The organism is [Roseibacterium] beibuensis, from assembly GCF_039542305.1.
Lineage (GTDB): Bacteria > Pseudomonadota > Alphaproteobacteria > Rhodobacterales > Rhodobacteraceae > Roseibacterium > Roseibacterium beibuensis.
The window spans coordinates 260,099-286,851 of the sequence record NZ_BAABHW010000005.1; the positions used below are offsets into that span (position 1 = coordinate 260,099).

Genomic DNA, 26,753 nt, shown 5'->3' on the forward strand with positions numbered 1-26,753 from the left:
CTGGCAAATCAGCCCCCCTTGGTGCACCTTCCCGACCGGTTTGAAACGCAAGGGGACCCCGCCCTGGACAGCACGCCCGATCCGACCGCGCCCGGCAGGCCCGCCGCAGGTGCAGCGCCCCTGCCGCCGGAAGCGGTCGCGGGGCGCGTGCTGGTGGTCGATCTGGACGGCACGCTGATCCGGTCGGACATGCTGCACGAAAGCTTCTGGTCGGCGGCAAGCAGCGATTGGCGCGTGCCGGGGCGCGCCATTGTCGGGCTCAGCCGGGGGCGCGCCGCGCTGAAGGCCGATCTTGCGGGCCGCGCCCATATCATTCCCGCAGAATTGCCCTACAACCCCGAGGTGCTGGCCCGCATCGACGCCTGGCGCGCCGCTGGCGGGCGCACGGCGCTGGTGACAGCGACGGACGCGCGGCTCGCAAGCCAGATCGCGACGCACCTCGGCATCTTCGACGAAGTCCATGGCTCCGATGGCAGCCGCAACCTGAAGGGCGAGGCCAAGGCCGCCTTCCTTGTCGACCGCTTCGGGCGCGGCGGGTTCGTCTATATCGGGGACAGTTCCGCCGACCTCGCCGTCTGGCGCGAGGCCGCAGGCGCCATCACCGTGGGCGCCAGCGACAAGACCCGCGCGGCGCTCAAGGCGCAGGGGATCGAGGCCGAGCATCTCGATGGCGGCGCGGGCGGCATGGCGGCGATGTTCAAGGCGCTGCGCCCGCATCAATGGCTGAAGAACCTGCTGGTCCTTGTGCCCGTCATCGCCGATCCGGGCCACGGCGCGGGGGCGCTTCTGCCGATCCTGGCGGCCCTGGTGGCGCTCAGCCTCTGCGCCTCGGCGGGCTATGTCCTGAACGACCTGCTCGATCTGGCCGACGACCGCAGCCACCCGCGCAAGTGCAAGCGCCCCTTCGCGTCGGGGGCTTTGTCGGCGGCGACGGGCACGTTCATGATGCCCGCGCTGCTGCTGACAGGCCTTGCCGTGGCGCTGTCCGTCTCGCCCGCGCTTTTCGGTGTGGCGGCGCTCTATTTCGTGTCGACCATGGCCTACTCGGTGAAACTCAAGCGCCATGCCATCGTCGATATCTGCGTGCTGGCCTTCCTGTTCACGCTGCGCATCATCGCGGGGGGCGCGGCCGTCGGGATCGGCTTGTCCGTCTGGCTCCTTGCGTTCTCGATGTTCACCTTCTTCGCGCTCGCCGCCGTCAAGCGCCTGGGCGAGATGAGCGAGGCAGGCGCCGCCGGGCGCGAGGTGTCGCGGCGCGGCTACCGGGTGGAGGATCGCCCGCTCCTGAGCCAGATGGCCATTGCCTCGGGCTACCTCGCCGTTCTGGTGCTGGCGCTTTACGTCGACCAGCCCGATGTGCAGGAGAAATACGCCACGCCCTGGCTGCTTTGGGGGGTCTGCCCGATGCTGATCTTCTGGATCAGCCGCATGACGCTGGTGGCCAGCCGGGGCGAGATGGACGACGACCCGCTGGTCTGGACGTTGGAAAACCGCACCAGCCGAATGACCGTCCTGATCATCTCGGCCCTGATCGCGGGGGCGCTATGGGTGTGAGGGGGGCCACTCTGGTCGCGCGTTACGCAGGCTTCGCGGTGCTGGCGGTTCTGGCCAACCTCGCCGCACAGCGCCTTGTCCTGTCCGGCGCCGACCCGGTCACGTCCACCCGCTTTGCCGCGGCCATGGCGGTCGGCACGTTGGTGGGGCTGGTGGTGAAATACCTGCTCGACAAGCGATGGATCTTCTACGACCGGACCAGCGGCGCCAAGGCGCAGGGGGCGCAGTTCCTGCTCTACTCGGCCATGGGCGTGGTCACGACCTTGATCTTCTGGGTCAGCGAGACCGCCGCCTGGATCATCTGGGGCACGGATGCCGCGCGCGAGGCGGGCGCGATCCTCGGCCTGAGCGTGGGCTATGTCACGAAATACCTCCTCGACCGCCGCTATGTCTTCAACCGGGCGGAGGCACGCGCATGAGCATTCTGTCGGGCTGGGGCCGCACCCCGAAAGCCGCCTGCCACGTCGTCCGCGCCCGCACCGAAGGCGACGTCGCCGCATCCCTGGGCGACACGACGCTCATCGCGCGCGGCAACGGGCGCTCCTACGGCGACAGCGCGCTGAACCCCGCCCTGACCCTCGACATGCGCGGCATGGACCGGATGCTGTCCTTCGACGCCGAAAGCGGCACGCTGGTGGCCGAGGCCGGTGTCCTGCTGGAAGACATCATCGACACGTTCCTGCCCCACGGCTGGTTTCCCGCCGTCACCCCAGGCACCAAGTTCGTCAGCCTGGGCGGCGCCATCGCGGCGGATGTGCATGGCAAGAACCACCATCGCGACGGCGCCTTCGGCAGCTTCGTGGACTGGATCGAGGTGATGGGCGCCGATGGGCAGGTCACCCGGGCCTCGCGCGACGGGAATTCAGACCTCTTCGGCTTCACATTGGGCGGTATGGGCCTGACCGGCGTGATCCTGCGCGCGCAGATCCGGCTGCGCCGGGTCGAGTCCGGCTGGATCGTGCAACAAACCCTGCCCACCGGCACGCTGGAAGAGGCGATCGACGCGTTCGAGGCCAATCTCGACGCGCTCTATTCCGTCGCGTGGATCGATTCCGCCACGCAAGGGCGGCATCTTGGCCGCTCCCTCGTCATGCTGGGCCATCACGCCACCCCTGACCAGTTGCCATCGGACAAGCGCCGCACCCCCTTCGCGGTCAAACGCAAGCGCGCCAAGCGCGTGCCGCTGGATTTCCCCGGCTTTGCGCTCAACCGCTACAGCGTCCGTGCCTTCAACGAGCTCTACTACCGGATGGGCGCGCGCAAGGCGGGCCGCGCCATCGTCGATTGGGACACGTATTTCTACCCGCTGGACGCGATCCTCGACTGGAACCGCATCTACGGAAAACGCGGCTTTTTCCAGTTTCAATGCGCGCTGCCCACCGACACGGCGCGCGCGGGCATGCATCAACTGGTCGAGCGGATCGCCGCCTCGGGGCAAGGCAGCTTCCTTTCGGTGCTGAAGCGGTTTGGCGCGCAAGAGAGCCGGTTTTCCTTCCCGCAAGAGGGTTATACCCTCGCCCTCGACTTCCCCGCCAATGACAGGAGCCTTGAGCTGATGGATGCGCTCGACCGGATCACCCTCGAAAACGGGGGGCGGTTCTACCTCGCCAAGGATGGGCGCGTGCCGCGCACGGTCTTTTCCCAGGCCGACCCGCGCGCCGCGGAGTTTGCCGCGCTGCGCCGCGAACAGGGATGGGACCGCGCCTTTGCCTCGCTGCAATCCGAAAGGCTGGGGCTATGAAAGGCGGCCCGGTCCTGATCCTCGGCGCGACCTCGGGCATGGCGCGCGAGATCGCGCGTTCCTTCGCCGCCTGCGGGCACCCGATCCAGTTGGCGGCCCGCAATGTTTCACGGCTGGAGGATGACAAGGCCGACCTGGAAACGCGGCACGGCGTCGCCGTCACCCTGCACGCGTTCGACGCGCTGGACCTCGCCAGCCACAAAGGCTTCGTCGAAGGCCTGCCCGCCCTGCCCGACATCGCCATCTGCGCCGTGGGCGCGATGGGCACGCAGGAGGAAAACGCCGCCGACCCCGAGAAAGGGGCCATAGTGATGCGCGCCAATTTCGAAGGCCCCGCCTCGATCCTCGGGCATCTGGCCAACGCGATGGAGGCGCGCGGCTCGGGCACGCTCGTCGGCATCTCCTCGGTCGCGGGCGATCGCGGGCGCGCGTCGAATTACGTCTACGGCTCGGCCAAGGCGGGGTTCACCGCCTTCCTGTCGGGCCTGCGCAACCGGCTGGCCAACAAGGGCGTGCATGTCCTGACCGTGAAGCCCGGCTTTGTCGCGACCGCCATGACCGAGGGGATGGACCTGCCCGAAAAGCTGACTGCCGATCCCAAGGAAGTGGGCCACGCGATTCGAATTGCCGTGCAGTCGCAGAAAAACGTGATCTACATCCGCCCGATCTGGCGGCTGATCATGGCGATCATCAAGGCCATTCCCGAGCCGATCTTCAAGAAAACCGAGATTTGAGACGCAAAACACGCGCCGAAAGGTTCGATGAACCAGGGGGCGTTGCGGATTTCGGGGAAGATGCGCGCGGTACTGGCCGAATCTCGCGCAACAAACCGCCAGAACGGCGAAAATCTGCCAAGGGTGCAACAGGTCAAGAAAAACCCGCCTTGGTGTTGTTGCGAATTTAACACTTTCGGCTTACCCCAAACTCATGAAAGGGACAGTTATCGCGCAGAACGAGGCGCGACGTAGGGGCAGTGCATCCAGGCTAATGGACCGCAGTGATATCGTCTTGGCGACTTCCATCGCCTCGACCTGTATTGCCGCACTGTGCAGTTTCGTCGTTCTCTCGAACGTGTCCGACGCCCGTATCGGGTCTCGGAGCGCAACCGCCACCGAAGAGTTGGCCGCAATGCGGCCCGCCCCGCGCCCGACCGAGGCGCGCCAGTATCCCCAGGCCGAGGCCTCGGGGGCGCTGACGCTTGGGGAATTCGAGGATGAGCTTGCAGCCGTGCGCCAGGCGCCGCTGCTCACACCGATGCGCGCCCCGCGGCTGGCCCTGGCCACGCCGCAGGGTAGCGCGCCAGATGCCGTCGAGCCGGTTTCGGTGCCCGTCATGCTGGGCCGTCCGCCGGTCGAGGCCGTGCCGCGCCCCCAGATCGGGGTCGAGGTGGTGCAGGTTGCGCGCAACCTGACCACGGCCCGCGCACTGGCCTTGCCGACGCCGTCCGTGCGGCCCGAGGCGATCATAGCCCGTGCCGTCCCGATCGTGCCTGAAACCCCGGGTGCCGAGGGTGCACCCGAGGCGGCGCCCTCGGTCCTGCTGGCCGCCGTCAGCCCGCGCCCGGCACTGCGCCCCGAGGGGCTGGCCGACCGCTTCCCGGTCCGCGCCACGCCCGGTCGTGCCGATCCCGGAATCCAGGTCGCCCGCGCCGTCGAGCCCGAGGAAGAAATCACGCTGGCCCGCTACGAAGATCCGGGCCGCCCCAGCCTTCTGGGTCCGCGCGCAGGGTCGAACCCCTGTTCGTCGCGGCTTGCCGACATCCCGCGCCGCCGTGGCAGCGCGCCCTCCGGCTCTGCCGTCATGGCGAGCCTCGGCAACGGGTCGGGCAGCGGACGCGACAACGCCATCGTCGCGCAGGCGCTGTCGGGCAACGTCCCGGATTTCCTGCGCGATCTGCAACCGGTCAGCTTCACCGGCATCGCCGGCGGCCGCCAGACCGAGATCACGATCTGCGTGACGCCGGATTACCTCGCCATCGGGTCTGATGCCGACCATGTGCGCGTGCCGCTGGGCCTGCCCGCCGCGCTGCGCGTGGCCGACGGGTTCGACATGATGCTGCCCACGACCCGCATGGTCGACGCGATCTATGCGCAGGCCGACCTGCGCCTGTCGCCCTCGCCCATGACGCCGGGGCCGCAAATGTCCTCGACCGACTACTTCCTGCGCCATGACGCGACGGTGGACGCCCAGTTCGCCCGTGCCGGTGGGCGTGGCGGCATCCTCGTCGCCGGGCACAAGAAGGACGTGGTCATCGCCAACCGCCTGAGCCGTGCGCCCGGACGGGTCGCGATCTATGGCTGGCACCGTTCGAACGGCAACCCGATCCAGCCGCTCTCGACCGTGCATGGCGAATACTACGCCGATTACAGCCACGGCATCCGGCTGGTCAGCCGCACGGCTTACGTCAATGGCCGCGCCATCGACCTGCGCAGCCTGCTGACCGATGGCCAGTATGCGAGCCTCTTGAACGACGATGGCCCGCTGAATTCCACGACCGTGCGGCTCGCCGCACTGCAATAACCGCAAGTCGCAAGACGAGGGACGCGGAAGAGCGAGGCCCGCCACCGGAACACCGGGGCGGGCCTTTCTCATGTGCCGATCCGGGTCAAGGAGCAGGACCGGTGCAGCCCTCAGACGGGATTCTGCGCACCCGCGAAATAGATCAGGCGTCCGTCGCCATCATAGATCGGTCGGATGCGCAAACGGTTCACGAAGGGCGACCCGTCCTTGCGGTAATTCAGGATATCGATGGTAAACCGTGTCTCGGCCTTAAGACCGTACCGAATGGCCTTGATCGCGTGCGGGTTGGTCTCTGGGCCTTGCAGGAACCGACAGTTTCGCCCGACAGCCTCCTCCGGGGTATATCCGGTCTGGGCCTCGAACTCGTCGCTGACATAGATCATCGGATTGTCCGGGAGCGATGGGTCTGAGATCACCACGCTCATTTCGACCTCATCTTCTTCCAGCAAAGATCTGACGAAAGCCGTGTCGTCGTTCCTGTTTTCCATGCGATGGCTCCCTCATTTACAACACCGGATCATGCGGTCGTCCCAAGATGCTGCCTATCGCATGTTCGCTGCGCACTCCAATGGCAATTTGGGTCGGAGGCACCGCAGGTCGCCAATCTCGCCGGCGGGATCGGCCTGCGTCCGGGTTCGTCTCCGCCCACCGTCAGAGATGTTCAAGCCCCCGGTCGCAGGGTCCGGACGCCGCTGCCACGCGGGACGGTTCCGGTGGACCCTGACGCAGCGGTATGCTATGGCATGCCTCGGAACATGAGGGGGAACCGGCATGTCAGCAAGCGATATCCTGATGCCCGCCTGGCAGTCTTCTCGGACGGTGGCCCTTGCGCTGATCGCTGGCTTTGCGCGCAAGACCGGATTTCGCACGCTTGAAGATCGCGTCGAAGCCCTTCCCGTCCGGTCTCAGGCCGTGATCGTGGGGCTGACACTCGCGCTTCTTTTAGGGTTCAGCCTGTTCGCTGCTCAGTTTGGCCTGCTCGGATTTGCCCTTTATCTTGCGGCGGTTGTCGTCATCATCGGCTGATCCCTTTCCTCATGGTTGTTGCGCTGCACCATTTTCAACTGCAGCCGTCATTGTCGCCGAAAAGACTGGCTCTACTTCACGGGTCACAGGCGACCACAGCAACCGAAAGAGAGGAATGACCATGGAAATCGGTGGCCTAATTCTGAACTTCGGTACGTTGGGTTTTGTTGTAGCCTTTGCCTACATCTCGGCCCGCGCGACCGAAAAATACCGCAAGTCCAATCCGCCGAAATCGTCCCTGTCCCGGGACGGCATCCAAGAGCGGCTTCAGCAGGCCCGAGTGACAGTGAAATGAAAACAGGGGTCCGGAACGTCCGGGCCCCTTTTGGTTGAGACCATCATCGGCTTCGGCATCTTCGGCATCGGCGCACCTATCCCGCTTCCGGTTACTCAGATCAGCCGAACAACATGCCGAGGCCGGATCATGGGCAATCAACGCCAACGCCCTCGCAGGGATCTGCGAGGGCGCTTTTCTTGGACCCTGCGGCCCTCGGCAACGGCGAAAACCGCGCTCAGATATCGCGGAAGCAGCGGAAACCGAGGTGGTAGTTGTGGTGGCTCGACGGCGACATCACGCGGCTGCCATGCCAGAACGGCGCGCGCCAGCGCGCCCAATGCTCATGCGCGCGGATCGTGTCCCAGATGAACCACGAGCCCTTCATCTCGGTCACGCCAAGCGTGGTCGAGCCGCGGCTGGCCATCTGGTCCTCGGCAAGCGGCAGGTTCATGTGCTCGGCGGCGTTGCCGTCGATGTCGTACACCCCCAGAGGCGAGCGGCATTCCGGGAAGGACCCCGCCGGGTAGGTGTTCGAGCCGCAGCCCTGGAAGCTGCCCCCGTTGCAGCCCGGCGATTTCGACGACCCCGTGGCGCAAACGCCCGAGCGCCATTGGCCGATGGAATAGAGGTTCCGGGTCGAGGCGTAGCGGTTGTTGTGCCAGCTGCGCATGGTGTTAACGGCCTGCGACATGCCCATGCCGCGGATCATGTCGAACGGGTAATCGGGCGGCAGAAGCTGACCGGCCGCCGCGCCTTCCCATTCATGGGCGTCGCCGATGCGCTTGCCCTCGGCCGCACAGAGCATCGCTGCCTCGTTGGCGCGCACCCAGGTCACCGGGTAGGCCATGGGGATGTTCGGATATTCGAACATGTCGGCACACACGGTCGCATCCGAAGGGCTTTGGGTCTGCGGATCGTAGAGCGGCACCATGAAGGGCTCGCCGCAGATGCGCTCGAACTCGCGGTTGCGGTAGCTGTTGCGCACCTGCTCGACCGACCCGCCCAGCCGCGCGGCGGCCTGTTCCGGCGTCATCGGGTGGCGCGTGACAGCGGGGTTGCCCTGCCCCATCCAGGGGGCCGCGGCGAAGATCTCGCGGATGCGGCGCATTTCGCCGGCAGACACGCCTCGGATCTCGCGCATCTGCTGGAACATCAGTTCGTTGTTCTCGGCCAGGGTCTGGCCCTGCGCGCCGCCCGACAGCATCAGCGCCGCCAGGGCCGCCCCGATGGTGGTTTTTAGGGTCGTTCCCAGTCGCATCACGTCACTCCCTCCGGATGAGATAGAAGAAATCGCGGTTATCGGGCGCGCTGACGAAGCGCGGAATGCGCCCTCCGTCCGAGCCGCGCACATCGACCTCGGCCATGCCGGTCACGAGGTGCTGCGCCTCCAGCTCCTCTTCCTCGCGCTGGTAGAGCGCCATGTAGGTGTGCTCCTGGCTGTTCATGTCCAAGAGCATGGCATAATCGCATTGGTACGCCTGGAAGGTGCGCGCCATGCCCGAGGGCGTCGCGGTCGAGAAATAGGCGTAGATCAGGAACTGCCGCCCCTCGACCGTGCGGGTGCAGGCCCCGGCGCGCAGGGTGCGCAGGTCGGCGTTCGCCGAGCCCGACCAGTTGCCCCCGCCCCAGGAGGTCACGCGGGCGCCAGGCACGCCGTCCTCGATGATCGCAACACCGTTCTGGCGCGCGAATTGAAGGGTCGACAGGAACTCGGCCGAGTTGTCTTCCTCGGTCCAGGTGCGCATGACGACCTCTCCGTCATGGGTCATGTACATGGTGGCGAGGTTTTCCCAAAGACGCGACAAGATCACCCCGTCCACCATGAAGCCGTAATGGTGGCCATAGTTGAAGGTCGCATAGTCGCCAAAGCGCCAGGCGCCATGGTCGCGCTTGAAGCCGCCGGTGAAGATGGCCGCGACCGACTCCGCGTAGGTGGGGTTCAGCGTACCGGTGCGCACCAGCGGATCGGGGCTGTCGAACCCGTCGGGGCCGCGGCCCTGGTAGTGGCGATGGCTGGGACGCGAGGACCAGCCAAGGCGCGGGTGGTCGGTGCCCGGCTCATAGCCGAGGGTGAATTCCCCCATGTCGAAGGCCACGAGGTAGACGTCGGCGCGGCTTTCCACGCCGTCGAGGCGGTTGGCTCCGGGCACCTGGAAAACCTCGCTAGCGATCATGCCGGGTTGCATGACGCTGGCATAGATGCCGTCGGCGCCGTCCACCTCGTACCAGCTACCGGCCTGCATGCCGTCCTCGGCGCCGAGAAGGTCAAAGCCCATATAGGGGCGCATCACCGGCGCACGGTCGAGCAGCGCCTCGCCCAGCAGGGCAACACCATCGACCTCTTCCTCGATCTCGAGCCCCTCGGACGAGACCATGAAAGCATCCTCGAAGAAGGTGCCCTTGATCAGGTTCACGATGGAGTCGCCAAAAAGCACGTTGTCGCGCAGGAACTCGGCCACGGCCTCGCGGGTGGTGCGGTTGCCCGTCACCGGGTTGCGCAGGAAGATCGACCATTCGCAAAGCGGTGCAAAGGGCAGGCCCGTATCGCGCGCCTCTTGCAGGCCATTGTCCTCCCACGGGGCGCAGAGGATTTCCTCGCCATCCTCGTCACCGGTGCCAAGCACGCGGATCGCCGGGGCGCCGTCATCTTCGACCAGCGAGATCTGCCAATCGTCCCGATCGGCGTTCTCCAGGTGGTAGTAGCGCGACGACCCGCCCTGCGGCGCGACCTCGAGGACGAACCAGGCGTTGACATAGGGGTTCATCGACGACAGGCGGTAGGTGGTGCCGTCCTCGGCCACCAGTTCCTCGGAATTCATGAAGGGCTGCATGGCCCAGATCGAGCCCGGCACGTCCGAACCCAGCGTCGCCATGCGTTCCGCGATGGTCTCGGCATCGGGCGGGGCGATTCCCTGCGCCGCGGCCATGGGCGCGGACAGGCAGGCCGCGACGGCCATCGGCGCGGCCATCGCACGCAGGCGGGCGTTGCGTGGCAGGGGAAAACGGTCATTCGAGACAGCTTTGAACAAGGAAGGGCTCCATGCTTGCAAATAAGGCTGCGGGCAGAGCGCGGCCGGTCGTGGAAATGTTCGGCGATCAGTGTTGCAACAAGTGCCCCTGTGACGCAACGGCGCGCTAACTATGGCGGTGATCAATTCGGCATCAGTGCAGATCTGGCACATTCGCTCTGCCGCAACGATATTCCTTGTGATTAACGAAGTCTTAACCTGATCGCGGATTAGGCTTGGAGGGTGCGCCCCGCGATATCGCGAGCGGCGGGGAACCGGATGGCCCGCGCCCTTCGGTCGGGGAGCACGCGCCGGGACACGTTACAAACCAATCGGACAAGGGGGCAAACCGATGGAACGAAAACGCAAGACCGAACTGGACGCGGGGCTGGCCGTCGCGGCGCTGAGGACGGGAAACCCCGGCGCAGCCCGGCAGGCGGCCGAATCCGGTCTGAGCCACAGCCCGGGGGACAAATCGCTGCTGCGACTGCTGCTTCTGGCGCAGATGAGCATGGAGGACCGCGACGCCGCGCAACAAACCGAGGCGCGGCTGGCCACGGACACGCTGGATGACGACACGTTCGATGTGCTGCTGGCCGCGGCGCTTGCGGCCAACCGCGTGTCCGACGCGCGCGACCTGATTGCCCGCGCCGACCGGGAGGCACAGGTCTCTGCCCCGCTGCGCGCGATGGGGCGGTCGCGAATCGCGATGCATCTGGGCGATGTCGAAGCGGCAAAGGCCATTCTCGTTTCGGCGATCGAGGCCCATCCCGAGGCCACCGCCCTGCGCGCGATGATGACCGAAACGCTGATGGCGTCGGGCGGCGCGGCCTATGCCCGCGATGTGCTGGGCCGGTTGGGTCAGCCACCGAAGAACCCCGACCCCGAGGACGCGGTCAGCACCCGCCCCCCGGCCCCGCCGGAGGATACCGCCAAGGGGGCTTAGCCGCTGACATCGTCCGGCGCGATGGACACGGTCTTGACGATGGCGAAACACTCCGCCCCCTCCGACAGCCCGAGCGCGCCGACCGACCGCTGCGTGACCCGTGCCAGCACCCGTCCGGCCGGCGTGTCCAGCGCGACCATCGCACCCGGTCCCGCGCCGCGCCGTATGCTGTCGATCCGGCCCGGAACGATGTTCAGGGCCGACAAGCCCTCGGGTCGCGTGCGCGACAACAGGACATCCTGCGCCGCGATGCGCAGGCGCACGGTCGTTCCAACCGTGGCCGCCACGCGCGGCAGGAACAGCGGCACCCCGCCCGCCTGCAACTCGCTCAACCCGTCTTCGTGATGGGCCGCCACGCGCGCCCCGATCACCGCCCCGGCCCCGCGCGGGCCAAGCGGCATCACCTCCGGATCGCCAAGCACCTCGGCCGCGGGCCCCTGCGCCACCACGCGACCGGCATCCAGCGCAACAACGGTGGTCGCCAGGCGGGCGACCTCGGCCGGGGAATGGCTGACATAGAGGATGGGCACCCTGGCCTCGTCCCGCAGCCGCTCGAAATACGGGATGATCTCGGCTTTTCGCGCCTCGTCCAGCGCGGCCAGCGGCTCATCGGCCAGGATCAGGCGCGGCGAGGACAGGAGGGCGCGGCCCAGTGCAACGCGGCTTTTCTCACCGCCGGAGAGCGCGCCGGGTCGCCGAGACAGGAGGTGTCCGATCCCCAGCATCTCGACCACCCGGTCGATTTCGGCCTGCGGTGCCCGCTCGGGCGCAAACCACCGCCCGAAGGTCAGGTTCTGCCGCACGGTCAGATGCGGGAACAGGCGCGCGTCCTGAAACACGTAGCCGAGCCTGCGGTGATGCACCGGCAGGTTCACCCCGGCCGCGCGGTCGAAAAGCGGCATGCCGTCGATGGAGATCCTGCCCGCATCCGGGTGAAGAAGTCCCGCCACGGAATTGATAATGCTTGTCTTTCCAGACCCCGACCGCCCGAACAGCGCGGTTATGCCGGACGGCGCCGATATCTGCACATCCAGCTGGAAGCTTTTGAAATCGTGCTGAATATCAATCTCGACACTCATGCGCTGCCAACCCGCCGCGCCACCGCGCGCGCCAGCCATTCCGACAGGACCAGCGCGGCCATCGCCACCCCGACCGACACGAGGACCAGACGCACGGCCGCGTCCTCTCCGCCCGGCACTTGCAGGAAGGCGTAGATGGCCGAAGGCACCGTGCGGGTTTCGCCGGGAATGTTCGAAACGAAAGTGATGGTCGCGCCGAACTCTCCCATCGCCTTGGCGAAGGCGAGGATCGCGCCCGCGATGATCCCCGGAAGCGTCAGGGGCAATGTCACCGTCAGGAAGACCCAAACGCGCGAGGCGCCCAGCGTCGCGGCCGCCCGCTCCAGCCCGGGATCGACCGCCTCGATCGACAGGCGGATGGCGCGAACCATCAGGGGAAAAGCCATGATCGCCGCGGCAAGCGCCGCACCCGTCCAGCGAAAGGCCACCGGCAGGCCCACGGCCTCCAGCACGCCGCCGACCGGCCCCTGGGGCCCGAAGCCCAGCAAAAGAAGGTAGCCCGTCACCACCGGCGGCAGGATCAGCGGCAGGTGCACCAACCCGTTCAGCAGGCCATGGCCCGGAAACCGCCAGCGGGCCAGCGCATAGGCCACGAAGATGCCAGGCGGCAAGCTGGCCGCCACGGCCACGGCGGCCACGCGCAGTGACAGGCGCACTGCCTCCCATTCCGCGGGGCCGAGCCAATCCACCGGTCAGCCCCCCGGCGCCCAGAACCCGTGTTCGGCGATGATATCGACCGCGGGCGAACGTTGCAGATAGTCCAGAAAGCTTTGCGCCGCGTCGCCGCTGCCCACGATCCGCGCCGCCGGATAGGTAATCGGCGGGTGGCTGTCCTCGGGGAAGACGCCAAGCATCCGCACGTCAGGGGTGCTGACCGCATCCGAGTAATAGACGATGCCCAGCGGCGCGGCCCCGGTCGCGACCAGCATCAAGGCCGCGCGGACATTGTCGGCCTCGGCCACCTGCCCCGCCACGGCGTCCCATAGCCCGAGATGATCCAGCGCCGCGCGGCCGTAGATGCCCGCCGGTACGGCCTCGGTCAGGGCCATGGCGAGACGCCCGCCTTCCAGCATCGCGCCAAGGTCGAGCGAGGGCGTGATGTCGACCTCCGCCATGGCCGCGTCATGGGCAATCAGGACGATGCGGTTCAATGTCAGGTCAAAGCGCGACCCCTCGACGATCCGGCCATCGGCTTGCAGCACATCCATCCAGTCGGCATTGGCCGAGATGAACACGTCCGCCGGCGCGCCCTGCGCGATCTGGCGGGCAAGGGCCGAGGACCCGGCGAAGGACAAAACGACGCCTGTGCCGGTTTCGTCGGTGAACCGCGCCGCGATCTCGCCCAGCGCCTCGGTCATCGAGGCGGCGGCGAAAACCGTCACGTCCTCGGCCACCGCGGACAGTGGCATCAGGGCAAGGCACAGGCTGGCAATCAGGCGGCGCATGACATCTCCCGGTCCGGTCGGCACAGGTATTGCGACGGCAGACGCTTGAGGCAAGCGTTATTTTCCGCCAGACATATCGGTGAGCAAGGCGCTCAGGGCCGCGATCTCCTCCGCGCCCGCCTCGGTCGCCAGGGCTTCCAGCCGGCGGTAGCGCGTCAGCACCTCCTCCCCCAACTCGGTCAGATGCGCGCCGCCCCCCTGTTTTCCGCCGCGCACCCGCGCGACCAGCGGGCTTCGGAAGGCGCCATTCATCTCTTCGACGAGCGACCAGGCGCGCTTGTAACTCATCTCCATCCCGCGCCCGGCGGCGGCGATGGAGCCGGTCCTGCGAATGCCGTCGAGCAGATCGGCCTTGCCGGGCCCCAGCATCGCGTCGCCGATCATCAGGCGCAGGCGCAGGCGGGGCGCAGTCATACCGGGATCGCCTGTCCCGCGCCCGCGCCCTCGGCGACGATCCGATCCTCGCAAAACAAGGTTTGCATGGCGCCGTAGATCTCTTCCTCGGTGAGCACGACGGTGTCATCCAACAGGTCGCGGCACAACGGGAAGGACAGCTTGTTCACCATCCCGATCCCACCGCCGAGACTGTCGACGAGGCTGGGAACTTCCTCGACCTCGACCGGATGGCCCGCCTTTAAGGAATCGAACATTGCCGCGCCACGCTCCATGCTGATGCCGATCACGCGGAACGCGGGGTCGATCGCCTTGGCCGCAACGGCGATACCGGCGGCCAGACCTCCGCCGGAGAGAGGCACCAGCAAGGTTCCGACATCGGGCCGGGCCGCCATGGCCGTGAGGGCCCCGCGCAGCTTGAAAGCGCCGATGGGCTGCATGTTCTCGAGCTTCAGCGGCACCTCTTGCCCGGCCAGCGCGGAAAAGAACGGGGACGGCACAAGCGGCGTGGCATCGGCCACGCCCTTGATGCACCGAGCGGCGCCCAGTATATCGGCAAATGTCACGGTCATTTCCCCTCCGACACGGTAGACCGATGGCACCCTCGCCCTGTACAGAGACCCGGTGCAACGCTTTTCTGACAGCGCCCATGCCGTGACGTCAGGCGATGGGCGGTGAAAAAATTATATGCGCTCGTCATGCAAATGCGTCATGGGCGTCTACAAAACCATGCCAGCGCCTCCTATTTGCGGGGCCTGTCCGTTTCGACCGAGCCGAGGATCCGTGCCATGTTCCCTTCGCGCCGCGCGGTGCTAGCCGCCGTTCTTGCCGTTTTCGCCCTGCCCGTGCCCAGCGCCCATGCCCAAGACGAGGCAACGGGCGAGGCCCCGGCCGAGATCATCCGCCCCGTGCGCCTGATGACGGTGGGGGACGGGGCCGCGGGGCTTACACGGCAATTCTTTGGCCAGATCGTTGCGCGGCAGACGGTGGACCTCGCCTTCCAGGTGGGCGGCCAGGTCGTGGAGCTTGAGGCCGAGGAAGGCGCCGAGATCCCCGCCGGCGAGATGATCGCGCAGCTCGACCTCGAACCTTTCGAACTGCAACTGCAACAGGCGCAATTGCAATACGACCAGGCCCAGCGCGAGGTTGCCCGCCTTGCGCAGCTGACCAGTTCCGTCTCGGAAGTGGCGCGCGAGGATGCCGAAACCCAGCTTGGCCTGGCCCGCGTGGCGCTGCGCAATGCCGAATTCTCGCTGGAGAACGCGACGCTCCATGCCCCGTTCGATGCACTGGTCGCATCGCGCAATGTCGCGAATTTCACGACCGTCAGCGCGGGCACGCCCGTTGTGCGCCTGCATGACATGTCCGAGATCCGGGTCGAGATCGACGTGCCCGAGGTCCTGTTTCAGCGTGTCGGTCAGGGTGCGGGGGTCGACCTCCGCGCGCGTTTCCCCTCCAGCGACCAGACCTTTCCGCTGGAACTGCGGGAATTCAACGCCGAGGCCTCCAGCATCGGGCAGACCTATCGCCTGACGCTGGGCATGCCGCGCCCTGAAGAAATCACCGTTCTGCCGGGCAGCTCGGTCACCGTGCTGGCCACCATCACGGGCAACGGCGCGCCCCTGATCGTGCCCGCCAGCGCCATTCGCATTGCCAATGACGGGGCGACCAGCGTCTTGCGCTTCGTGCCGGCGGAGGGCGGCGAAGACGGGTTGGGCACGGTCGAGGACGTCGCCGTCGCCATCGAACCCACGCGCGACGGACGCTTCGCCGTCACCGAGGGGCTGGACCCCGGCACCGAGATCGTCAGCACCGGCGCCCATGCGGTCACGCCCGGTGAAACCGTCCGGCGCTTCACCGGCTTCGCCAATTAAGGGGCCGCGCCATGACCATCGCCCGTGCCTCGATCGACAAGCCGATCATCACCTGGATCATCATCCTCGTCTGCCTGTTCGGCGGCATCTGGGGGTTCCTGACCCTCGGCCGCCTCGAAGATCCGGCCTTCACCATCAAGCAGGCCGTGGTCATCACCCAATACCCCGGCGCCTCGGCCGAGCAGGTCGCCGAAGAGGTCTCGGAACCGCTTGAGGCCGCGATCCAGCGCATGGGCGAGGTCAGCGAGATCACGTCGGTCAATCGCCCCGGGGTCAGCCGCATCGATGTGGAGGTCGAAGACACGATCCGCGGCGATGACCTGCCACAGGTCTGGACCGAGTTGCGCCAGCAGATCGACGGGGTTGTCGGCTCCCTGCCCGACGGCGCGGGCGCGCCCTTCGTCGATGACGGGTTCGGGGATGTCTACGGCATCTTCTTCGCCGTCACCGCCGAAGGCTTCACCGATGCCGAGCGGCACCAGTTGGCGACCTTCCTGCGCCGTGAGTTGCTGGCCGTGGACGGCGTCGCCGATGTCGAGGTCGCCGGCCTGCCCGAAGAGGCGATTTTCGTCGAACCCGATCTGGCGATCACGGCCCATCTGGGGGTCGATCCGCAGGTCATCGCACAGGCGCTGGCCGAGGCGGACTCGGTCGCCGACGCGGGCAGCATCGACAGCGAGACCGCCTCCACCATGATCCAGACCCCCGAAGGGTCGGACAGCGTCAGCGAAATCGCGGGCCTGTCCATCGGGGTCGGTGGCGATATTATCAACCTCTTCGACATCGCCGAAGTGAACCGGGGGCGGCAGGACGACCCCGACCAGATCCTCCGCTTCAACGGGACCGAGGCCTTTACCATCGGCGTCGCCGGTCTTGCCGATGAAAACATCGTGGACGTGGGCAACCGCGTCGATGCGCGCCTCGCTGAATTGCAGCCGGAAATCCCCTATGGAGTCGAGCTGCACCCGGTCTACCAGCAGCATGTCGTGGTGGACGAGGCCTCGAACGGGTTTCTCGTGAACCTCGCCATGTCGGTGGCGATCGTGGTGCTGGTGCTTGGCGTCTTCATGGGGCCGCGCGCGGCCATCGTGGTGGGGACGACCCTGCTTCTGACGGTGGTGGGCACCCTGTTGTTCATGGCGATCTTCGGGATCGAGATGGAGCGCATCTCGCTCGGCGCGCTGATCATCGCGATGGGGATGCTGGTGGACAATGCCATCGTGGTGGCCGAGGGGATGCAGGTTGCCATGGCGCACGGCAAAAAGTCCCGCGAGGCGGCCGAGGAAGCCACCGGCAAGACGCAGATCCCCCTGTTGGGCGCCACCGTCATCGGCATCATGGCCTTTGCGGGCATCGGCCTCAGCCCGGACTCGACCGGCGAATTCCTGTTCTCGCTGTTTGCGGTGATCGGTATCTCGCTGCTGTTGTCGTGGATCCTTGCCATCACGGTCACGCCGCTTCTGGGGCACTACTTCTTCAAGCAGGGCGAGGTGAACGAGGACGACGCCTATGGCGGCGTCATCTTCCGTGCCTATGGCGCGCTCCTGCGGGCTGCGCTGCGTATCCGGTGGCTGGTGGTCGTGGCGCTGATCGCCGTCACGGCGACGTGTTACGTCGGCTTCGGACAGGTGAAGCAGCAATTCTTCCCGGACTCGAACACGCCGATCTTCTTCGTCCATTACACGATGCGGCAGGGCACGCCGATCGACACCACGTCCGAGCGGATGCGGGTGCTGGAAGACTTCCTTGCCGCCCGTGACGAGGTGCAGGCCGTCTCGACCTATGTCGGCCAGGGGGCCACGCGCTTCCTGCTGACCTATTCGTCCGAGCGCCCGAACCCCGCCTATGGCCATCTGATCGTGCGCACCGAAACGCTGGACCAGATCCCCCGGCTGCGGGCCGACCTAGAGGCTTTTGCCGCCGCGAACCTCGGCGATGGCGAGTTCCGGACCGAACGGCTGGTTTTCGGCCCCGGCGGCGGCAGCCCGATCGAGGTCCGCTTCTCGGGCTCGGACCCGGTGGTGCTGCGCGACCTTGCCGATCGGGCCATCACCGTGATGCAAGGGGCGTCCGACAACATCCTCGCCCCGCGCATCGACTGGCGCGAGCAGGAGCTTGTCCTGCGGCCCAACTACGCCACCGACCGCGCGCAAGCCGCCGGGGTCAGCCGCGATGACGTGGCCGAGATCATCCGTTTCGCCACCGATGGCGTCACCGCTGGCACCTATCGCGAGGGCGACCGCGCCCTGCCGATCATCCTGCGCGTCGCCCCGGATGCGGGCGTCAGCGCGATGGACCAGACCATCGTCGCGCAGGATGGCGAAACGCTTCTGCCCATCGAACAGGTGGTCGACGGGTTCACCTACGAGACGCAGAACACGTTGATCCGGCGGCAAAACCGTTTGCCCACGATCACCGTCGGCGCCTCCATCCCCGCCGACCTGACGGCGGCGCAAGTGCAGGCCGAGGTGCAGGCGGCGGTCGAGGCGATGGACCTGCCTTACGGCTATCGCATGGAATGGGGCGGTGAATACGAGGCGTCGAACGAGGCAAACGCGTCGCTCGGGGCGCAGCTCCCGATCACGGCGCTGATCATGGTCCTGATCTCGGTCCTGCTGTTCAACGCGGTGCGTCAGCCGCTGATCATCTGGCTCCTGGTGCCGATGTCGGTGAACGGGGTGGCCATCGGCCTTCTGGGCACCGGCCTGCCCTTCTCCTTCACCGCGCTTCTGGGTCTGCTCAGCCTGTCGGGCATGCTGATCAAGAATGGCATCGTGCTGGTCGAAGAGATCGACCTGACCCGCGAGACGGGAAAACCGTTGCGCGAAGCGATCGTCAGCGCCTCCGTCTCGCGTTTGCGCCCGGTGCTGCTGGCGGCGGCGACAACGATCCTCGGGATGGCGCCGCTCTTGGGGGATGCGTTCTTCGTCTCGATGGCGATCACGATCATGGGCGGCTTGGCCTTTGCCTCGATCCTGACGCTGGTGGCCGCCCCGGTATTCTATGACATCTTCTTCTCCCGCTCGGAGCGGAAGGCACGCGAGGCGGAGGGCATGGCCACACCGGCCTGATCGCCCCCTCCCCCCGCTTCGGGAAACAAGGAGGACAGACATGCCGCAGAGAAACTTCAAGGTCCGCGCCCTGGGCGAGATCGCCATCCGCTGCGTGGACATGGAGGCGATGGTCGCCTTCTACCGCGACGTGATTGGCCTTGAGCCGATGACCGATACCGAGGGCCGCCCGATCGTGTTCTTCCGCATTGCCGAGGGGTTTGGCGGGCATACGGCGGTTCTGGCCCTGTTTCGCCACGATTTCGAAGGCGCGGGCCGGACCCGCGGTAGCGCCACGCCACCGCAGACCGGCGCGGGATCCTCCCTGCATCACATCGCCCTGACCGTCCCGTGGGAAGAACAGGACGCCGTGATGGCGTGGTATGACCAGCTCGGGCGGGACTACACCGTCGAGGTGTTCGACTGGATCGGATGGCGCGGGGTTTTCACCTTCGATCCGGACGGCAACACGGTCGAACTTGTCGCCAAGGACCCGACCTGGGTTGCACCCTGAGGCGCGCGTCACGTCGCGTGTCCACCCTCGCGTTCAGATCAAAGGCTTCAAGAAAAAGGGCGGCCGAAATGGCCGCCCTTCCCACGTTTCAAAGCCGCGCGTTGCGCTCAGGCCCCGACGGAGCGGCCCATCATCCGGCGCAGCGTGCCATCGCGCGAGACCGAGTGGTGCTTGATCGCCGCCGCGACGTGCAGAACGATCGCGCCGATCATCACCCAAGCGCCCAGGCCATGCAACGCGCCGGCCCGGCCGCCAAGCGCCTCGTTCGCGACGAAGCCTTCGGTGCCGCGGGTCGCCGCGACCAGTTCCCAGCCGAAAATATCAAGGCCGGTGCCGTAGGCCGTTGCCATCATGATGCCCGAGACCGGCATCATCACCGTGCCGATCAACAGCAGGATATGCACCGCCCCCGCCACGATGCGCGCGCCCTTGCCATCCCGGCCCACCGGCTGCGGCATGCCGTTCGCCAGACGCCACAGGATGCGCAGCGCCGCCAGCCCGAGGATGATGAGGCCCACCGATTTGTGCATCCCCATCAGCACGCCTTTTTCCGGACTGCGCGGCATCGCCTCCAGGTACAGGCCGAACGCCAGCATGACCATGAAGCCGACGGCGATGATCCAGTGCAGCGCGACCGTGGTACGGCTCAGTCGCGTTGTCGTGTCCTTGAAACTCATGACTTGTCCTTTCAACCAGTCCACATGCTCTCGTCCCCGGCCTGCCGGACGGGTGGTTTATGGGGTGGTCGTTCACCTGACGCTTAGGCCCGTTTGGTCGCTTGGAAAACGCGACCAGTCGCCCCGCTTGAACCCATTGCACGCGGGGGGCTGCGGTTTCCGTCGCGCGATTTGCGGATTTTCGGCCAGGGGACAGACCCGGCGGCGCGGGGCCCGCCTTGGGCTCAAATGCGCGCGAGCTGCCAATCGGCATGCAGCCCCGATCCTTCGCGGTAGGCATCCGCATCGAGACCGGCAAAGAGCCCGTCGCGCGTGACGAAAACCGTGCGCCAGCCGGCGGCGGCACCGCCGAGGATATCCGTGTGAAGGGTATCGCCGCACATGGCGATGCGGGTTGGGTCGATCCCCTCCAGCGTGTCCGTGACAAGCTGGTACACGTCAGGAAAGGGCTTGCCGAAAAAGCGCACGCAGTCCGGGAAATCATCGGCGATCAGATGCCCGAAATGCCCCGGCTCAAGGGTGAAGCCGGTCTCACGCGGCGCGGCGAGGTCGGCATTGGCCACCACGAGCGGGCGCGGGCGACGGGCAATCGCGGCGCGCAAGAGATCCTGCCGTGCCGCCGTCCACTCGGCCGACGACAGGAAGAGAAACGCGTCGACGGCCTCATAGGCGGCGGGGTCGTCGCCAAGCCGCGTCATGGGATGCGGGATATCGAGCAACCGGTCGGCCCCCATCGCGATCACGCCCAAATGCCCGTCGGGCAGGTGCTTCAGCGCCGCCTCGCGGCTTGTCACGATCTCCTCGTCGGCAAGCGACAGACCCAGACGCTGGAACTTGGCAATCGCGCCCTGCCTGTCATAGCTTGCCGCATTCGTCAGCACGCGGATCTGGCAGCCGCGCGCGCGCAACTGCTCCAACCGGCGATCCGCCCCGGCGATCAGGCTTTCCCCGACATTGAGCACGCCGAACGCATCGAACACGAAGGCATCGATCTGGTCTGCAATCTCGAGCAGGCTGCCGATCTGAACCGTTTCGGGGAGTGCGCCGACGCGCGGCAACCGGGGCCGGATCTGTTGGTACCGCCGAAAAATCGTATCCGCGTCGCGCATCAGGTGCCGTCTTCCGGTTGCAGGCTGTGCCGGTCGCATTTTCCGCGACCCGCGATCATCGGCGCCCGCATACCCGATCCGTCCGACAACGACCATAGCCCCACGCATGAGCGCCGGACCGCGCCGCCGGGCTACGCAATCGCCGGAAACACGCTGGTTTTCTTGACCGTGCCGTAGACAAAAATCGTGTCGATCGAGGCGATGCCGCCGATCCGGTGTATGCGGTTGCGGATGAAATCCTCGTAGGCGTCCAGATCGGGGACCACGACACGCAACTGGTAGTCGAACGCCCCGGTCAGCACATGGCATTCCAGCACTTCGTCGAACCCCATGACCCGGCTTTCGAAACGCCGGACGTCTTCCTCGTTGTGACGCTCCAACCGGATGCGGACGAAGACGGTGATTGGCAGACCGTAGGCCTTGGCGTCGACATCGGCGCTGAAGCCACGGATCGCGCCGCTTTCTTCAAGGATGCGCAACCGCCGCAGGCAGGGGGACGGCGACAGGTTGACCTTCTCGGCAAGTTCCTGGTTCGTCATGCGCCCGTTGGCTTGCAAGGCACGGATGATCTGGCGGTCTTTGCTGTCCATTTTCACGCCCCATTGGCAGATTCTGCCAAAAAATAATCTCTTCGAGGCATAGAACGCAAATAAATGCCCCTCCAAGCAGCACATCATCTCAACAGTTCCGAGATACGAGGTTGCCATGAACGCGAAACCAGGATTTGCCACCCGCGCCATTCACCATGCCTATGAGCCGCTGGAAAACGGGGGCGCCCTGACCCCGCCGCTGCATCTGACATCGACCTTCGCCTTCGAGACGGCGGAGGCCGGTGGCGAAATGTTCTCGGGCGACCGGCAAGGCCATATCTACAGCCGGATTTCCAACCCGACCTGCGACTTGCTGGAGACCCGCATCGCCACGCTGGAGGGGGCAGAAGCCGGGCTGGCGCTCTCCAGCGGCATGGGGGCGATCACGGCCGTGCTCTGGACACTGCTGTCCCCGGGCGACGAGGTGATCGTCGACCAGACGCTTTATGGCTGCACCTTCGCCTTCATGCACCATGGCTTGGCGAAATGGGGCGTCACGATCACCCATGTCGACATGACCGACCCTGAAAACCTGCGAAACGCGCTCTCGGAGCGTACGCGCGTCGTCTATTTCGAAACGCCCGCCAACCCCAACATGCGGCTGGTGGATATCGCCGCGACGGCTGAGATCGCCCATGCCGCCGGTGCCACGGTGGTGGTCGACAACACCTATGCCACCCCCTACCTGACGCGCCCGATCGATCTGGGCGCCGATCTGGTCGTGCATTCCGCCACGAAATACCTTGGCGGCCATGGCGATGTCGTGGCCGGGCTGGTGGCCGGATCGGCCGAGCAGATCGCCGAGATCCGGCTGGTCGGCATGAAGGACATGACCGGCGCGGTGATGGCGCCGTTCAATGCCATGCTGATCCTGCGCGGCCTGAAAACCCTGGCGCTGCGCATGGAGCGCCATTGCGCCTCGGCCAGAACTGTGGCCGAATACCTGGAGGCGCATCCGGCGGTTCGCACCGTCCATTTCCCCGGCCTCGACAGCTTTGCGCAGCGCGACGTCGCTGCACGGCAGATGGCGCAGCCCGGGGCGATGATCGCCTTCGAGATCGATGGCGGCATGGCCGGGGGTATTGCGTTCATGAACAGGCTCGACATGATCCAGAGGGCGGTTTCGCTTGGCGACGCCGAAACGCTGATCCAGCATCCCGCGTCGATGACCCATTCCACCTACACCGCGGACGAACGGGCCGCGCATGGCATCAGCGACGGGTTGATCCGCCTGTCCGTCGGGTTGGAAGATATCGAGGACATCATCGCCGACCTGGACCAGGCCCTGCCCACGCCTGCCCGCCACGCCGCCGAGTAACGGAGATCTCCATGCCCGACCAACTGTCCCACCTCAAGACCGTCGAACAGCGCCTGCTGTGGCTGTCGCATTGGATGATCCACCACGCCAACCACATCCGGCCCAAGGTGGACGGGATCAAGGTGGGCGGGCACCAGGCTTCGTCCGCGTCCATGGTGTCGATCATGACGGCGCTCTATTTCTCGGCGCTCCGTCCCGAGGACCGGGTCGCGGTGAAACCCCACGCCTCGCCCATCTTTCACGCGATGCAATACCTGATGGGCAACCAGACCCGCGAGAAGATGGAGAATTTCCGCGGCTTTGGCGGGGTGCAAAGCTATCCCAGCCGCACCAAGGACATCGACGATGTGGATTTCTCCACCGGGTCGGTGGGCCTGGGGGTCGCCATCACCTCCTTCGCGTCGATCATCCAGGATTACATCGCCGCCAAGAGTTGGGGCCAGGGCGCCCCGATGGGGCGGATGGTGGCGCTGGTGGGTGATGCCGAACTGGACGAGGGCAATGTCTACGAGGCGCTGCAGGAGGGGTGGAAAAACGACCTGCGCAACACGTGGTGGATCATCGACTACAATCGGCAATCGCTCGACGGGATCGTGCGCGAGGGGCTGTTCGGTCGGGTCGAAAAGATCTTCGATGCGTTCGGCTGGGATGTCGTGCGCGTGAAATACGGCGCCCTGCAACGCGCCGCCTTCGAGGAGCCGGGCGGGGAGCGCCTGCGCGACTGGATCGATGCCTGCCCGAACCAGCAATACGCGGCCCTGACCTTCATGGGCGGCGAGGTGTGGCGCAAGCGGCTGATGGACGACCTCGGCGACCAGGGCGATGTCAGCGCGCTGATCGACCGGCGCAGCGACGAGGAGCTTGCCGCGCTGATGGAAAACCTCGGCGGCAACTGCGTGGACACCATGGCCGAGACTTTCGCCGCGATCGATCACGACCGGCCGACCTGTTTCCTTGCCTACACGATCAAGGGATGGGGCACCCCGATTGCGGGGCACAAGGACAACCATGGCGGGTTGATGAACCGCAGCCAGTTCGCGGCGTGGCAAAAGCACATGGGCGTGGCCGAAGGCGCGGAATGGGACCCGATGGCCACGGTCGAAGACCCGGCGGCCCTGCACGCATTCCTGTCGCAGGTCCCCTTCTTTGCCCGCGGCACGCGACGCTATCACGACGCCAAGCTGGACGTACCGCCGATCGAGATCGACACCTCGCGCGAGATCTCGACGCAGGCGGCTTTCGGCAAGATCCTCGATGACCTTGCAAAGGGCTCCAGCGCCTTGGCCGACCGGATCGTCACGACCTCTCCGGATGTCACCGGCACCACCAGCCTCGGGCCATGGGTGAACCGGCGCAAGCTTTTCGCAAGATCCGAACAGGCCGACGCCTTCATCGAACACCGCATCCCCTCGACCGCGAAATGGGAGTTCACCCCGGACGGGCAGCATATCGAGCTGGGCATCGCCGAGATGAACCTGATGTTGCTTCTGGGCGCGGCGGGGCTGTCGCATTCGCTTTTCGGCAAGCGCCTGATCCCGGTCGGCACCGTCTATGACCCGTTCGTGGCACGCGGCCTCGATGCGCTCAACTACGCCTGCTACCAGGATGCGCGGTTCCTGCTGGTTGGCACGCCGTCCGGCGTGACGCTCGCCCCCGAAGGCGGCGCGCACCAATCGGTCGGATCGCCCCTCATCGGCATGAGCCAGGACGGGCTGGCCTCGTTCGAGCCGGCCTTTGCCGACGAGTTGGCGGTGATCATGGAATGGGCCTTCGACTACCTTCAGCGCGATGGCGAGGGCGACCCGGATGAGCGCACATGGTTGCGGGACGAGACCGGCGGCTCGGTCTACCTGCGCCTGACCACCAACCCGATCGAGCAGCCCGGCAAACGAGTGGACGAGGATTTCCGGCAAGGGGCCATCGACGGGGCCTATTGGCTTCGCAAACCGGGGCCGAATTGCGAGGTGGTGATCGCCTACCAGGGTGCGGTTGCGCCCGAGGCGATCAAGGCCGCCGGGATGATCGGAGAGGGCCGCCGGGATATCGGCGTGCTGGCCGTGACCTCGGCCGACCGGTTGAATGCAGGCTGGACGGCCGCGCAACGCGCCCGCTCCCGCGGGCATCAGGCGGCGCGGTCCCATATCGAAACCCTGATGGCGGGTCTTCCACCGCATTGCCGCCTTGTTACGGTGATCGACGGGCACCCCGCGACACTCGCCTGGCTCGGCTCCGTCGCGGGTCATCAGACCATTCCTCTCGGCGTCGAGCATTTCGGTCAGACCGGCACGATCGGCGACCTCTACCGCCATCACGGTCTGGATGCAGCGGCTATCGTCGAAAAGGTGAATGGTCTGACGATCGGCAAAACGCTACGGCAGGCGACCCCGCCCGTCGCGCAGGACGCGTGAGGGCGGCCCCCCTGACCCATCGCTCCGACGGGCCACCGGCGCTCACATTGTCGATGTCTGCGCCGAAGCGCGAAAACGGTGAAACCGCCAGTAGTGACGGTTTCGAGCCTCTCAACCGAGCGTCGCGGTCGTATTGATCCACCACCAGACTGGCGGTGTCTGCCGACACCCGGCCCGAGACGATGTTGGCAAAGGCCTGGCCCCGGGAGGTTGGCTGCGTGGCGTTGTCCACCAGGTTGATCTCGGGCATCAGCCCGCCCCGGTTGTACGGGATCGCAGCAAACCAGGCGTGCCGTTCGACGAACGGCAGGGTTTCCATCATGCGGATCGCGCCATGGGCAAAGGCGGCGTTCGCCTCGTAGGTGGCGCGGGATGGGCGAGACCAGTCGATATGGGCGAATTCCGTGACCCAGATCGGACGGCGATAGGTGTTGTACACCTGAACGAGCCAGTTGCGGAACGCGTCGACGCTGCCTTTGGTCGAGTCATAGTGGACGGCCATGAAATCGACCCGCAGGCCGCGGCGCTCGACCTCGGCCATGAAGCGGCTTTGCCACGATCCGCGGCCGAGCGTGCCCTCACGCGTGGTCGCCGGAGAGCCAAGCCTGAGACCGGTCGCTTCCAGCCGTGGCCAGAGGGCTATCGCCTCATCCCCGCCTGGTGCGACCCGCCATGTCCATCGGGTTCGTAGAACCCCAGCAGGTGGCGCACGCGGCGGCTCGAGCGGATCGTGTCACCGATATTGTCGGCCCCGTGGATCATCGGCACGAATTCGACACGGCGCGCTCGGTTTGAGTGACTGGCGATCTGGTCGGTGCGCCAGTTTCAGTACCAGTAGAGACCGGGCACGCCTTCGATCCAGTCGAGCGTGGTGTAGCTGGGGTTTTCCCAGGCATCGACCCCGACCTGTTTTGCGTGCGCAGCAGGCCCGACCCAGCCCAGCATCAAGGCAAGGGACCAGGTGCGAAGGCTATGCAAAACTGCGGAGATGCGGGGCATGTGACTTGGACCTTTGGGGAAACGCGGACGGCGCGGTGCAAGTCCGAGCCGCACAACGATCAGTTGCGGCGGCTGCACGAACGTTGACCGAAGCCCGCGGGCGATGAGGTTTCGGGACGGAGCTTGCCAGTTTGCGCGAGCCGGAGGCGGTGGCGGTGGCGGTGGCGAGTCATCCGGGTCTTTTTGCGACCTGCGCCAACAAGGTCGGTGACCTTGCCAGCGCCC

General features: G+C 66.4%; 27 protein-coding genes. 13 read left to right on the top strand and 14 right to left on the bottom strand.

Going from position 1 to position 26,753, the window contains the following annotated elements; all coding sequences use genetic code 11:
• Nucleotides 1–21: 21 nt before the first annotated feature.
• The 5 genes from ABD923_RS16165 to ABD923_RS16185 all read left to right on the top strand — a co-directional run bounded on the left by ABD923_RS16165 (nt 22) and on the right by ABD923_RS16185 (nt 5,815).
• Nucleotides 22–1,554, top strand: coding sequence for a UbiA family prenyltransferase (locus tag ABD923_RS16165; RefSeq protein WP_345229534.1), 1,533 nt, complete (start codon nt 22–24; stop codon nt 1,552–1,554).
• On the top strand, nt 1,551–1,973 hold the full coding sequence (locus ABD923_RS16170) for a GtrA family protein (RefSeq protein WP_405048327.1): 423 nt from the start codon (nt 1,551–1,553) through the stop codon (nt 1,971–1,973). The genes ABD923_RS16165 and ABD923_RS16170 overlap by 4 nt, the downstream gene beginning before the upstream one ends.
• Nucleotides 1,970–3,295, top strand: a complete 1,326-nt coding sequence (locus ABD923_RS16175) for an FAD-binding oxidoreductase (protein WP_259552210.1) — start codon at nt 1,970–1,972, stop codon at nt 3,293–3,295. Before ABD923_RS16170 ends, ABD923_RS16175 begins: the two co-directional genes overlap by 4 nt.
• Nucleotides 3,292–4,029, top strand: coding sequence for an SDR family oxidoreductase (locus tag ABD923_RS16180; protein WP_259552209.1), 738 nt, complete (start codon nt 3,292–3,294; stop codon nt 4,027–4,029). The genes ABD923_RS16175 and ABD923_RS16180 overlap by 4 nt, the downstream gene beginning before the upstream one ends.
• A gap of 274 nt (nt 4,030–4,303) precedes the next feature.
• Nucleotides 4,304–5,815 carry a hypothetical protein gene (locus ABD923_RS16185; protein ID WP_259552206.1) on the top strand — a complete coding sequence of 504 codons (1,512 nt, stop codon included), beginning with the start codon at nt 4,304–4,306 and terminating at the stop codon, nt 5,813–5,815.
• 110 nt (nt 5,816–5,925) lie between these two features.
• Here the strand turns inward: ABD923_RS16185 and ABD923_RS16190 are convergent, their stop codons facing one another.
• Nucleotides 5,926–6,303, bottom strand: coding sequence for a PAS domain-containing protein (locus ABD923_RS16190; RefSeq protein WP_259552205.1), 378 nt, complete (start codon nt 6,301–6,303; stop codon nt 5,926–5,928).
• Nucleotides 6,304–6,586: 283 nt separating this feature from the next.
• Between ABD923_RS16190 and ABD923_RS16195 the strand changes: the two genes are divergently transcribed.
• Nucleotides 6,587–6,841: a hypothetical protein gene (locus ABD923_RS16195; RefSeq protein WP_259552203.1), complete on the top strand. Its 255-nt coding sequence runs from the start codon at nt 6,587–6,589 to the stop codon at nt 6,839–6,841.
• 115 nt (nt 6,842–6,956) lie between these two features.
• Nucleotides 6,957–7,136: a hypothetical protein gene (locus ABD923_RS16200; RefSeq protein ID WP_259552201.1), complete on the top strand. Its 180-nt coding sequence runs from the start codon at nt 6,957–6,959 to the stop codon at nt 7,134–7,136.
• Nucleotides 7,137–7,353: 217 nt separating this feature from the next.
• Here the strand turns inward: ABD923_RS16200 and ABD923_RS16205 are convergent, their stop codons facing one another.
• On the bottom strand, nt 7,354–8,376 hold the full coding sequence (locus ABD923_RS16205) for a formylglycine-generating enzyme family protein (protein ID WP_259552199.1): 1,023 nt from the start codon (nt 8,374–8,376) through the stop codon (nt 7,354–7,356).
• 4 nt (nt 8,377–8,380) lie between these two features.
• Nucleotides 8,381–10,147, bottom strand: coding sequence for a hypothetical protein (locus ABD923_RS16210; protein WP_259552197.1), 1,767 nt, complete (start codon nt 10,145–10,147; stop codon nt 8,381–8,383).
• A gap of 331 nt (nt 10,148–10,478) precedes the next feature.
• On the opposite strand from ABD923_RS16210, the gene ABD923_RS16215 reads away from it, so the two are divergent.
• Entirely contained in the window at nt 10,479–11,072 is a 594-nt protein-coding gene (locus ABD923_RS16215; RefSeq protein ID WP_259552195.1) for a hypothetical protein, read from the top strand.
• Here ABD923_RS16215 and modC read toward each other — a convergent pair.
• Genes modC through ABD923_RS16240 form a run of 5 tightly spaced genes read right to left on the bottom strand, consistent with a single transcriptional unit; the run spans nt 11,069 to nt 14,561 of the window.
• Nucleotides 11,069–12,151 (bottom strand): molybdenum ABC transporter ATP-binding protein, encoded by a 1,083-nt coding sequence (modC, locus tag ABD923_RS16220; protein WP_259552194.1) that lies wholly within the window; start codon nt 12,149–12,151, stop codon nt 11,069–11,071. The two genes, ABD923_RS16215 and modC, sit on opposite strands and share 4 nt — an antisense overlap.
• Nucleotides 12,148–12,840, bottom strand: a complete 693-nt coding sequence (gene modB / locus ABD923_RS16225; protein WP_259552192.1) for a molybdate ABC transporter permease subunit — start codon at nt 12,838–12,840, stop codon at nt 12,148–12,150. The genes modC and modB overlap by 4 nt, the downstream gene beginning before the upstream one ends.
• Before the next feature lie 3 nt (nt 12,841–12,843).
• Nucleotides 12,844–13,596, bottom strand: a complete 753-nt coding sequence (modA, locus tag ABD923_RS16230) for a molybdate ABC transporter substrate-binding protein (protein ID WP_259552191.1) — start codon at nt 13,594–13,596, stop codon at nt 12,844–12,846.
• 57 nt (nt 13,597–13,653) lie between these two features.
• Nucleotides 13,654–14,010 carry a winged helix-turn-helix domain-containing protein gene (locus ABD923_RS16235; protein ID WP_259552188.1) on the bottom strand — a complete coding sequence of 119 codons (357 nt, stop codon included), beginning with the start codon at nt 14,008–14,010 and terminating at the stop codon, nt 13,654–13,656.
• Nucleotides 14,007–14,561 carry a pyridoxal-phosphate dependent enzyme gene (locus ABD923_RS16240; RefSeq protein WP_345229530.1) on the bottom strand — a complete coding sequence of 185 codons (555 nt, stop codon included), beginning with the start codon at nt 14,559–14,561 and terminating at the stop codon, nt 14,007–14,009. Before ABD923_RS16240 ends, ABD923_RS16235 begins: the two co-directional genes overlap by 4 nt.
• A gap of 216 nt (nt 14,562–14,777) precedes the next feature.
• Here ABD923_RS16240 and ABD923_RS16245 point away from each other — a divergent pair, with 216 nt between their 5' ends.
• From ABD923_RS16245 to ABD923_RS16255, 3 genes are read left to right on the top strand one after another with little or no spacing between them, the layout of a single operon-like run.
• A complete protein-coding gene (locus tag ABD923_RS16245; RefSeq protein WP_259552186.1) occupies nt 14,778–15,863 on the top strand; it encodes an efflux RND transporter periplasmic adaptor subunit in 1,086 nt (361 codons plus the stop codon).
• An 11-nt stretch (nt 15,864–15,874) separates the two neighbouring features.
• Nucleotides 15,875–18,934 (top strand): efflux RND transporter permease subunit, encoded by a 3,060-nt coding sequence (locus ABD923_RS16250; RefSeq protein ID WP_259552184.1) that lies wholly within the window; start codon nt 15,875–15,877, stop codon nt 18,932–18,934.
• A 40-nt stretch (nt 18,935–18,974) separates the two neighbouring features.
• Entirely contained in the window at nt 18,975–19,427 is a 453-nt protein-coding gene (locus ABD923_RS16255; RefSeq protein WP_259552183.1) for a VOC family protein, read from the top strand.
• 107 nt (nt 19,428–19,534) lie between these two features.
• Here ABD923_RS16255 and ABD923_RS16260 read toward each other — a convergent pair whose 3' ends face one another.
• The 3 genes from ABD923_RS16260 to ABD923_RS16270 all read right to left on the bottom strand — a co-directional run bounded on the left by ABD923_RS16260 (nt 19,535) and on the right by ABD923_RS16270 (nt 21,803).
• On the bottom strand, nt 19,535–20,104 hold the full coding sequence (locus tag ABD923_RS16260; protein ID WP_259552181.1) for a cytochrome b: 570 nt from the start codon (nt 20,102–20,104) through the stop codon (nt 19,535–19,537).
• A gap of 224 nt (nt 20,105–20,328) precedes the next feature.
• A complete protein-coding gene (locus ABD923_RS16265; protein WP_259552179.1) occupies nt 20,329–21,213 on the bottom strand; it encodes an HAD-IIA family hydrolase in 885 nt (294 codons plus the stop codon).
• Between the two features lie 131 nt (nt 21,214–21,344).
• Nucleotides 21,345–21,803 (bottom strand): Lrp/AsnC family transcriptional regulator, encoded by a 459-nt coding sequence (locus ABD923_RS16270; protein ID WP_259552177.1) that lies wholly within the window; start codon nt 21,801–21,803, stop codon nt 21,345–21,347.
• A 115-nt stretch (nt 21,804–21,918) separates the two neighbouring features.
• Here ABD923_RS16270 and ABD923_RS16275 point away from each other — a divergent pair, with 115 nt between their 5' ends.
• Nucleotides 21,919–23,121, top strand: a complete 1,203-nt coding sequence (locus ABD923_RS16275; RefSeq protein ID WP_259552175.1) for a methionine gamma-lyase — start codon at nt 21,919–21,921, stop codon at nt 23,119–23,121.
• Between the two features lie 11 nt (nt 23,122–23,132).
• Nucleotides 23,133–25,529 carry a 1-deoxy-D-xylulose-5-phosphate synthase N-terminal domain-containing protein gene (locus ABD923_RS16280; protein WP_259552173.1) on the top strand — a complete coding sequence of 799 codons (2,397 nt, stop codon included), beginning with the start codon at nt 23,133–23,135 and terminating at the stop codon, nt 25,527–25,529.
• Here ABD923_RS16280 and ABD923_RS16285 read toward each other — a convergent pair.
• The 3 genes from ABD923_RS16285 to ABD923_RS16295 are packed head-to-tail and all read right to left on the bottom strand — an operon-like array spanning nt 25,450 to nt 26,528.
• The gene (locus ABD923_RS16285) at nt 25,450–26,172 is read right to left on the bottom strand and encodes a glycosyl hydrolase (protein WP_345229535.1); all 723 of its coding nucleotides are present in this window, start codon (nt 26,170–26,172) and stop codon (nt 25,450–25,452) included. The two genes, ABD923_RS16280 and ABD923_RS16285, sit on opposite strands and share 80 nt — an antisense overlap.
• Nucleotides 26,169–26,297: a hypothetical protein gene (locus ABD923_RS16290; RefSeq protein WP_310796431.1), complete on the bottom strand. Its 129-nt coding sequence runs from the start codon at nt 26,295–26,297 to the stop codon at nt 26,169–26,171. Before ABD923_RS16290 ends, ABD923_RS16285 begins: the two co-directional genes overlap by 4 nt.
• A 57-nt stretch (nt 26,298–26,354) precedes the next feature.
• On the bottom strand, nt 26,355–26,528 hold the full coding sequence (locus ABD923_RS16295) for a hypothetical protein (protein ID WP_345229531.1): 174 nt from the start codon (nt 26,526–26,528) through the stop codon (nt 26,355–26,357).
• Nucleotides 26,529–26,753 lie beyond the last annotated feature (225 nt).

Coding starts and splice junctions, on each gene's coding strand:
- ABD923_RS16295 (WP_345229531.1), bottom strand. CDS start 26,528: ATGCCCCGCATCTCCGCAGTTTTGCATAGCCTTCGCACCTGGTCCCTT.
- ABD923_RS16245 (WP_259552186.1), top strand. CDS start 14,778: ATGTTCCCTTCGCGCCGCGCGGTGCTAGCCGCCGTTCTTGCCGTTTTC.
- ABD923_RS16275 (WP_259552175.1), top strand. CDS start 21,919: ATGAACGCGAAACCAGGATTTGCCACCCGCGCCATTCACCATGCCTAT.
- ABD923_RS16195 (WP_259552203.1), top strand. CDS start 6,587: ATGTCAGCAAGCGATATCCTGATGCCCGCCTGGCAGTCTTCTCGGACG.
- ABD923_RS16200 (WP_259552201.1), top strand. CDS start 6,957: ATGACCATGGAAATCGGTGGCCTAATTCTGAACTTCGGTACGTTGGGT.
- modC (WP_259552194.1), bottom strand. CDS start 12,151: ATGAGTGTCGAGATTGATATTCAGCACGATTTCAAAAGCTTCCAGCTG.
- ABD923_RS16180 (WP_259552209.1), top strand. CDS start 3,292: ATGAAAGGCGGCCCGGTCCTGATCCTCGGCGCGACCTCGGGCATGGCG.
- ABD923_RS16260 (WP_259552181.1), bottom strand. CDS start 20,104: ATGAGTTTCAAGGACACGACAACGCGACTGAGCCGTACCACGGTCGCG.
- ABD923_RS16255 (WP_259552183.1), top strand. CDS start 18,975: ATGCCGCAGAGAAACTTCAAGGTCCGCGCCCTGGGCGAGATCGCCATC.
- modA (WP_259552191.1), bottom strand. CDS start 13,596: ATGCGCCGCCTGATTGCCAGCCTGTGCCTTGCCCTGATGCCACTGTCC.
- ABD923_RS16250 (WP_259552184.1), top strand. CDS start 15,875: ATGACCATCGCCCGTGCCTCGATCGACAAGCCGATCATCACCTGGATC.
- ABD923_RS16190 (WP_259552205.1), bottom strand. CDS start 6,303: ATGGAAAACAGGAACGACGACACGGCTTTCGTCAGATCTTTGCTGGAA.
- ABD923_RS16175 (WP_259552210.1), top strand. CDS start 1,970: ATGAGCATTCTGTCGGGCTGGGGCCGCACCCCGAAAGCCGCCTGCCAC.
- ABD923_RS16265 (WP_259552179.1), bottom strand. CDS start 21,213: ATGCGCGACGCGGATACGATTTTTCGGCGGTACCAACAGATCCGGCCC.
- ABD923_RS16205 (WP_259552199.1), bottom strand. CDS start 8,376: ATGCGACTGGGAACGACCCTAAAAACCACCATCGGGGCGGCCCTGGCG.
- ABD923_RS16215 (WP_259552195.1), top strand. CDS start 10,479: ATGGAACGAAAACGCAAGACCGAACTGGACGCGGGGCTGGCCGTCGCG.
- ABD923_RS16280 (WP_259552173.1), top strand. CDS start 23,133: ATGCCCGACCAACTGTCCCACCTCAAGACCGTCGAACAGCGCCTGCTG.
- ABD923_RS16240 (WP_345229530.1), bottom strand. CDS start 14,561: ATGACCGTGACATTTGCCGATATACTGGGCGCCGCTCGGTGCATCAAG.
- ABD923_RS16270 (WP_259552177.1), bottom strand. CDS start 21,803: ATGGACAGCAAAGACCGCCAGATCATCCGTGCCTTGCAAGCCAACGGG.
- ABD923_RS16235 (WP_259552188.1), bottom strand. CDS start 14,010: ATGACTGCGCCCCGCCTGCGCCTGCGCCTGATGATCGGCGACGCGATG.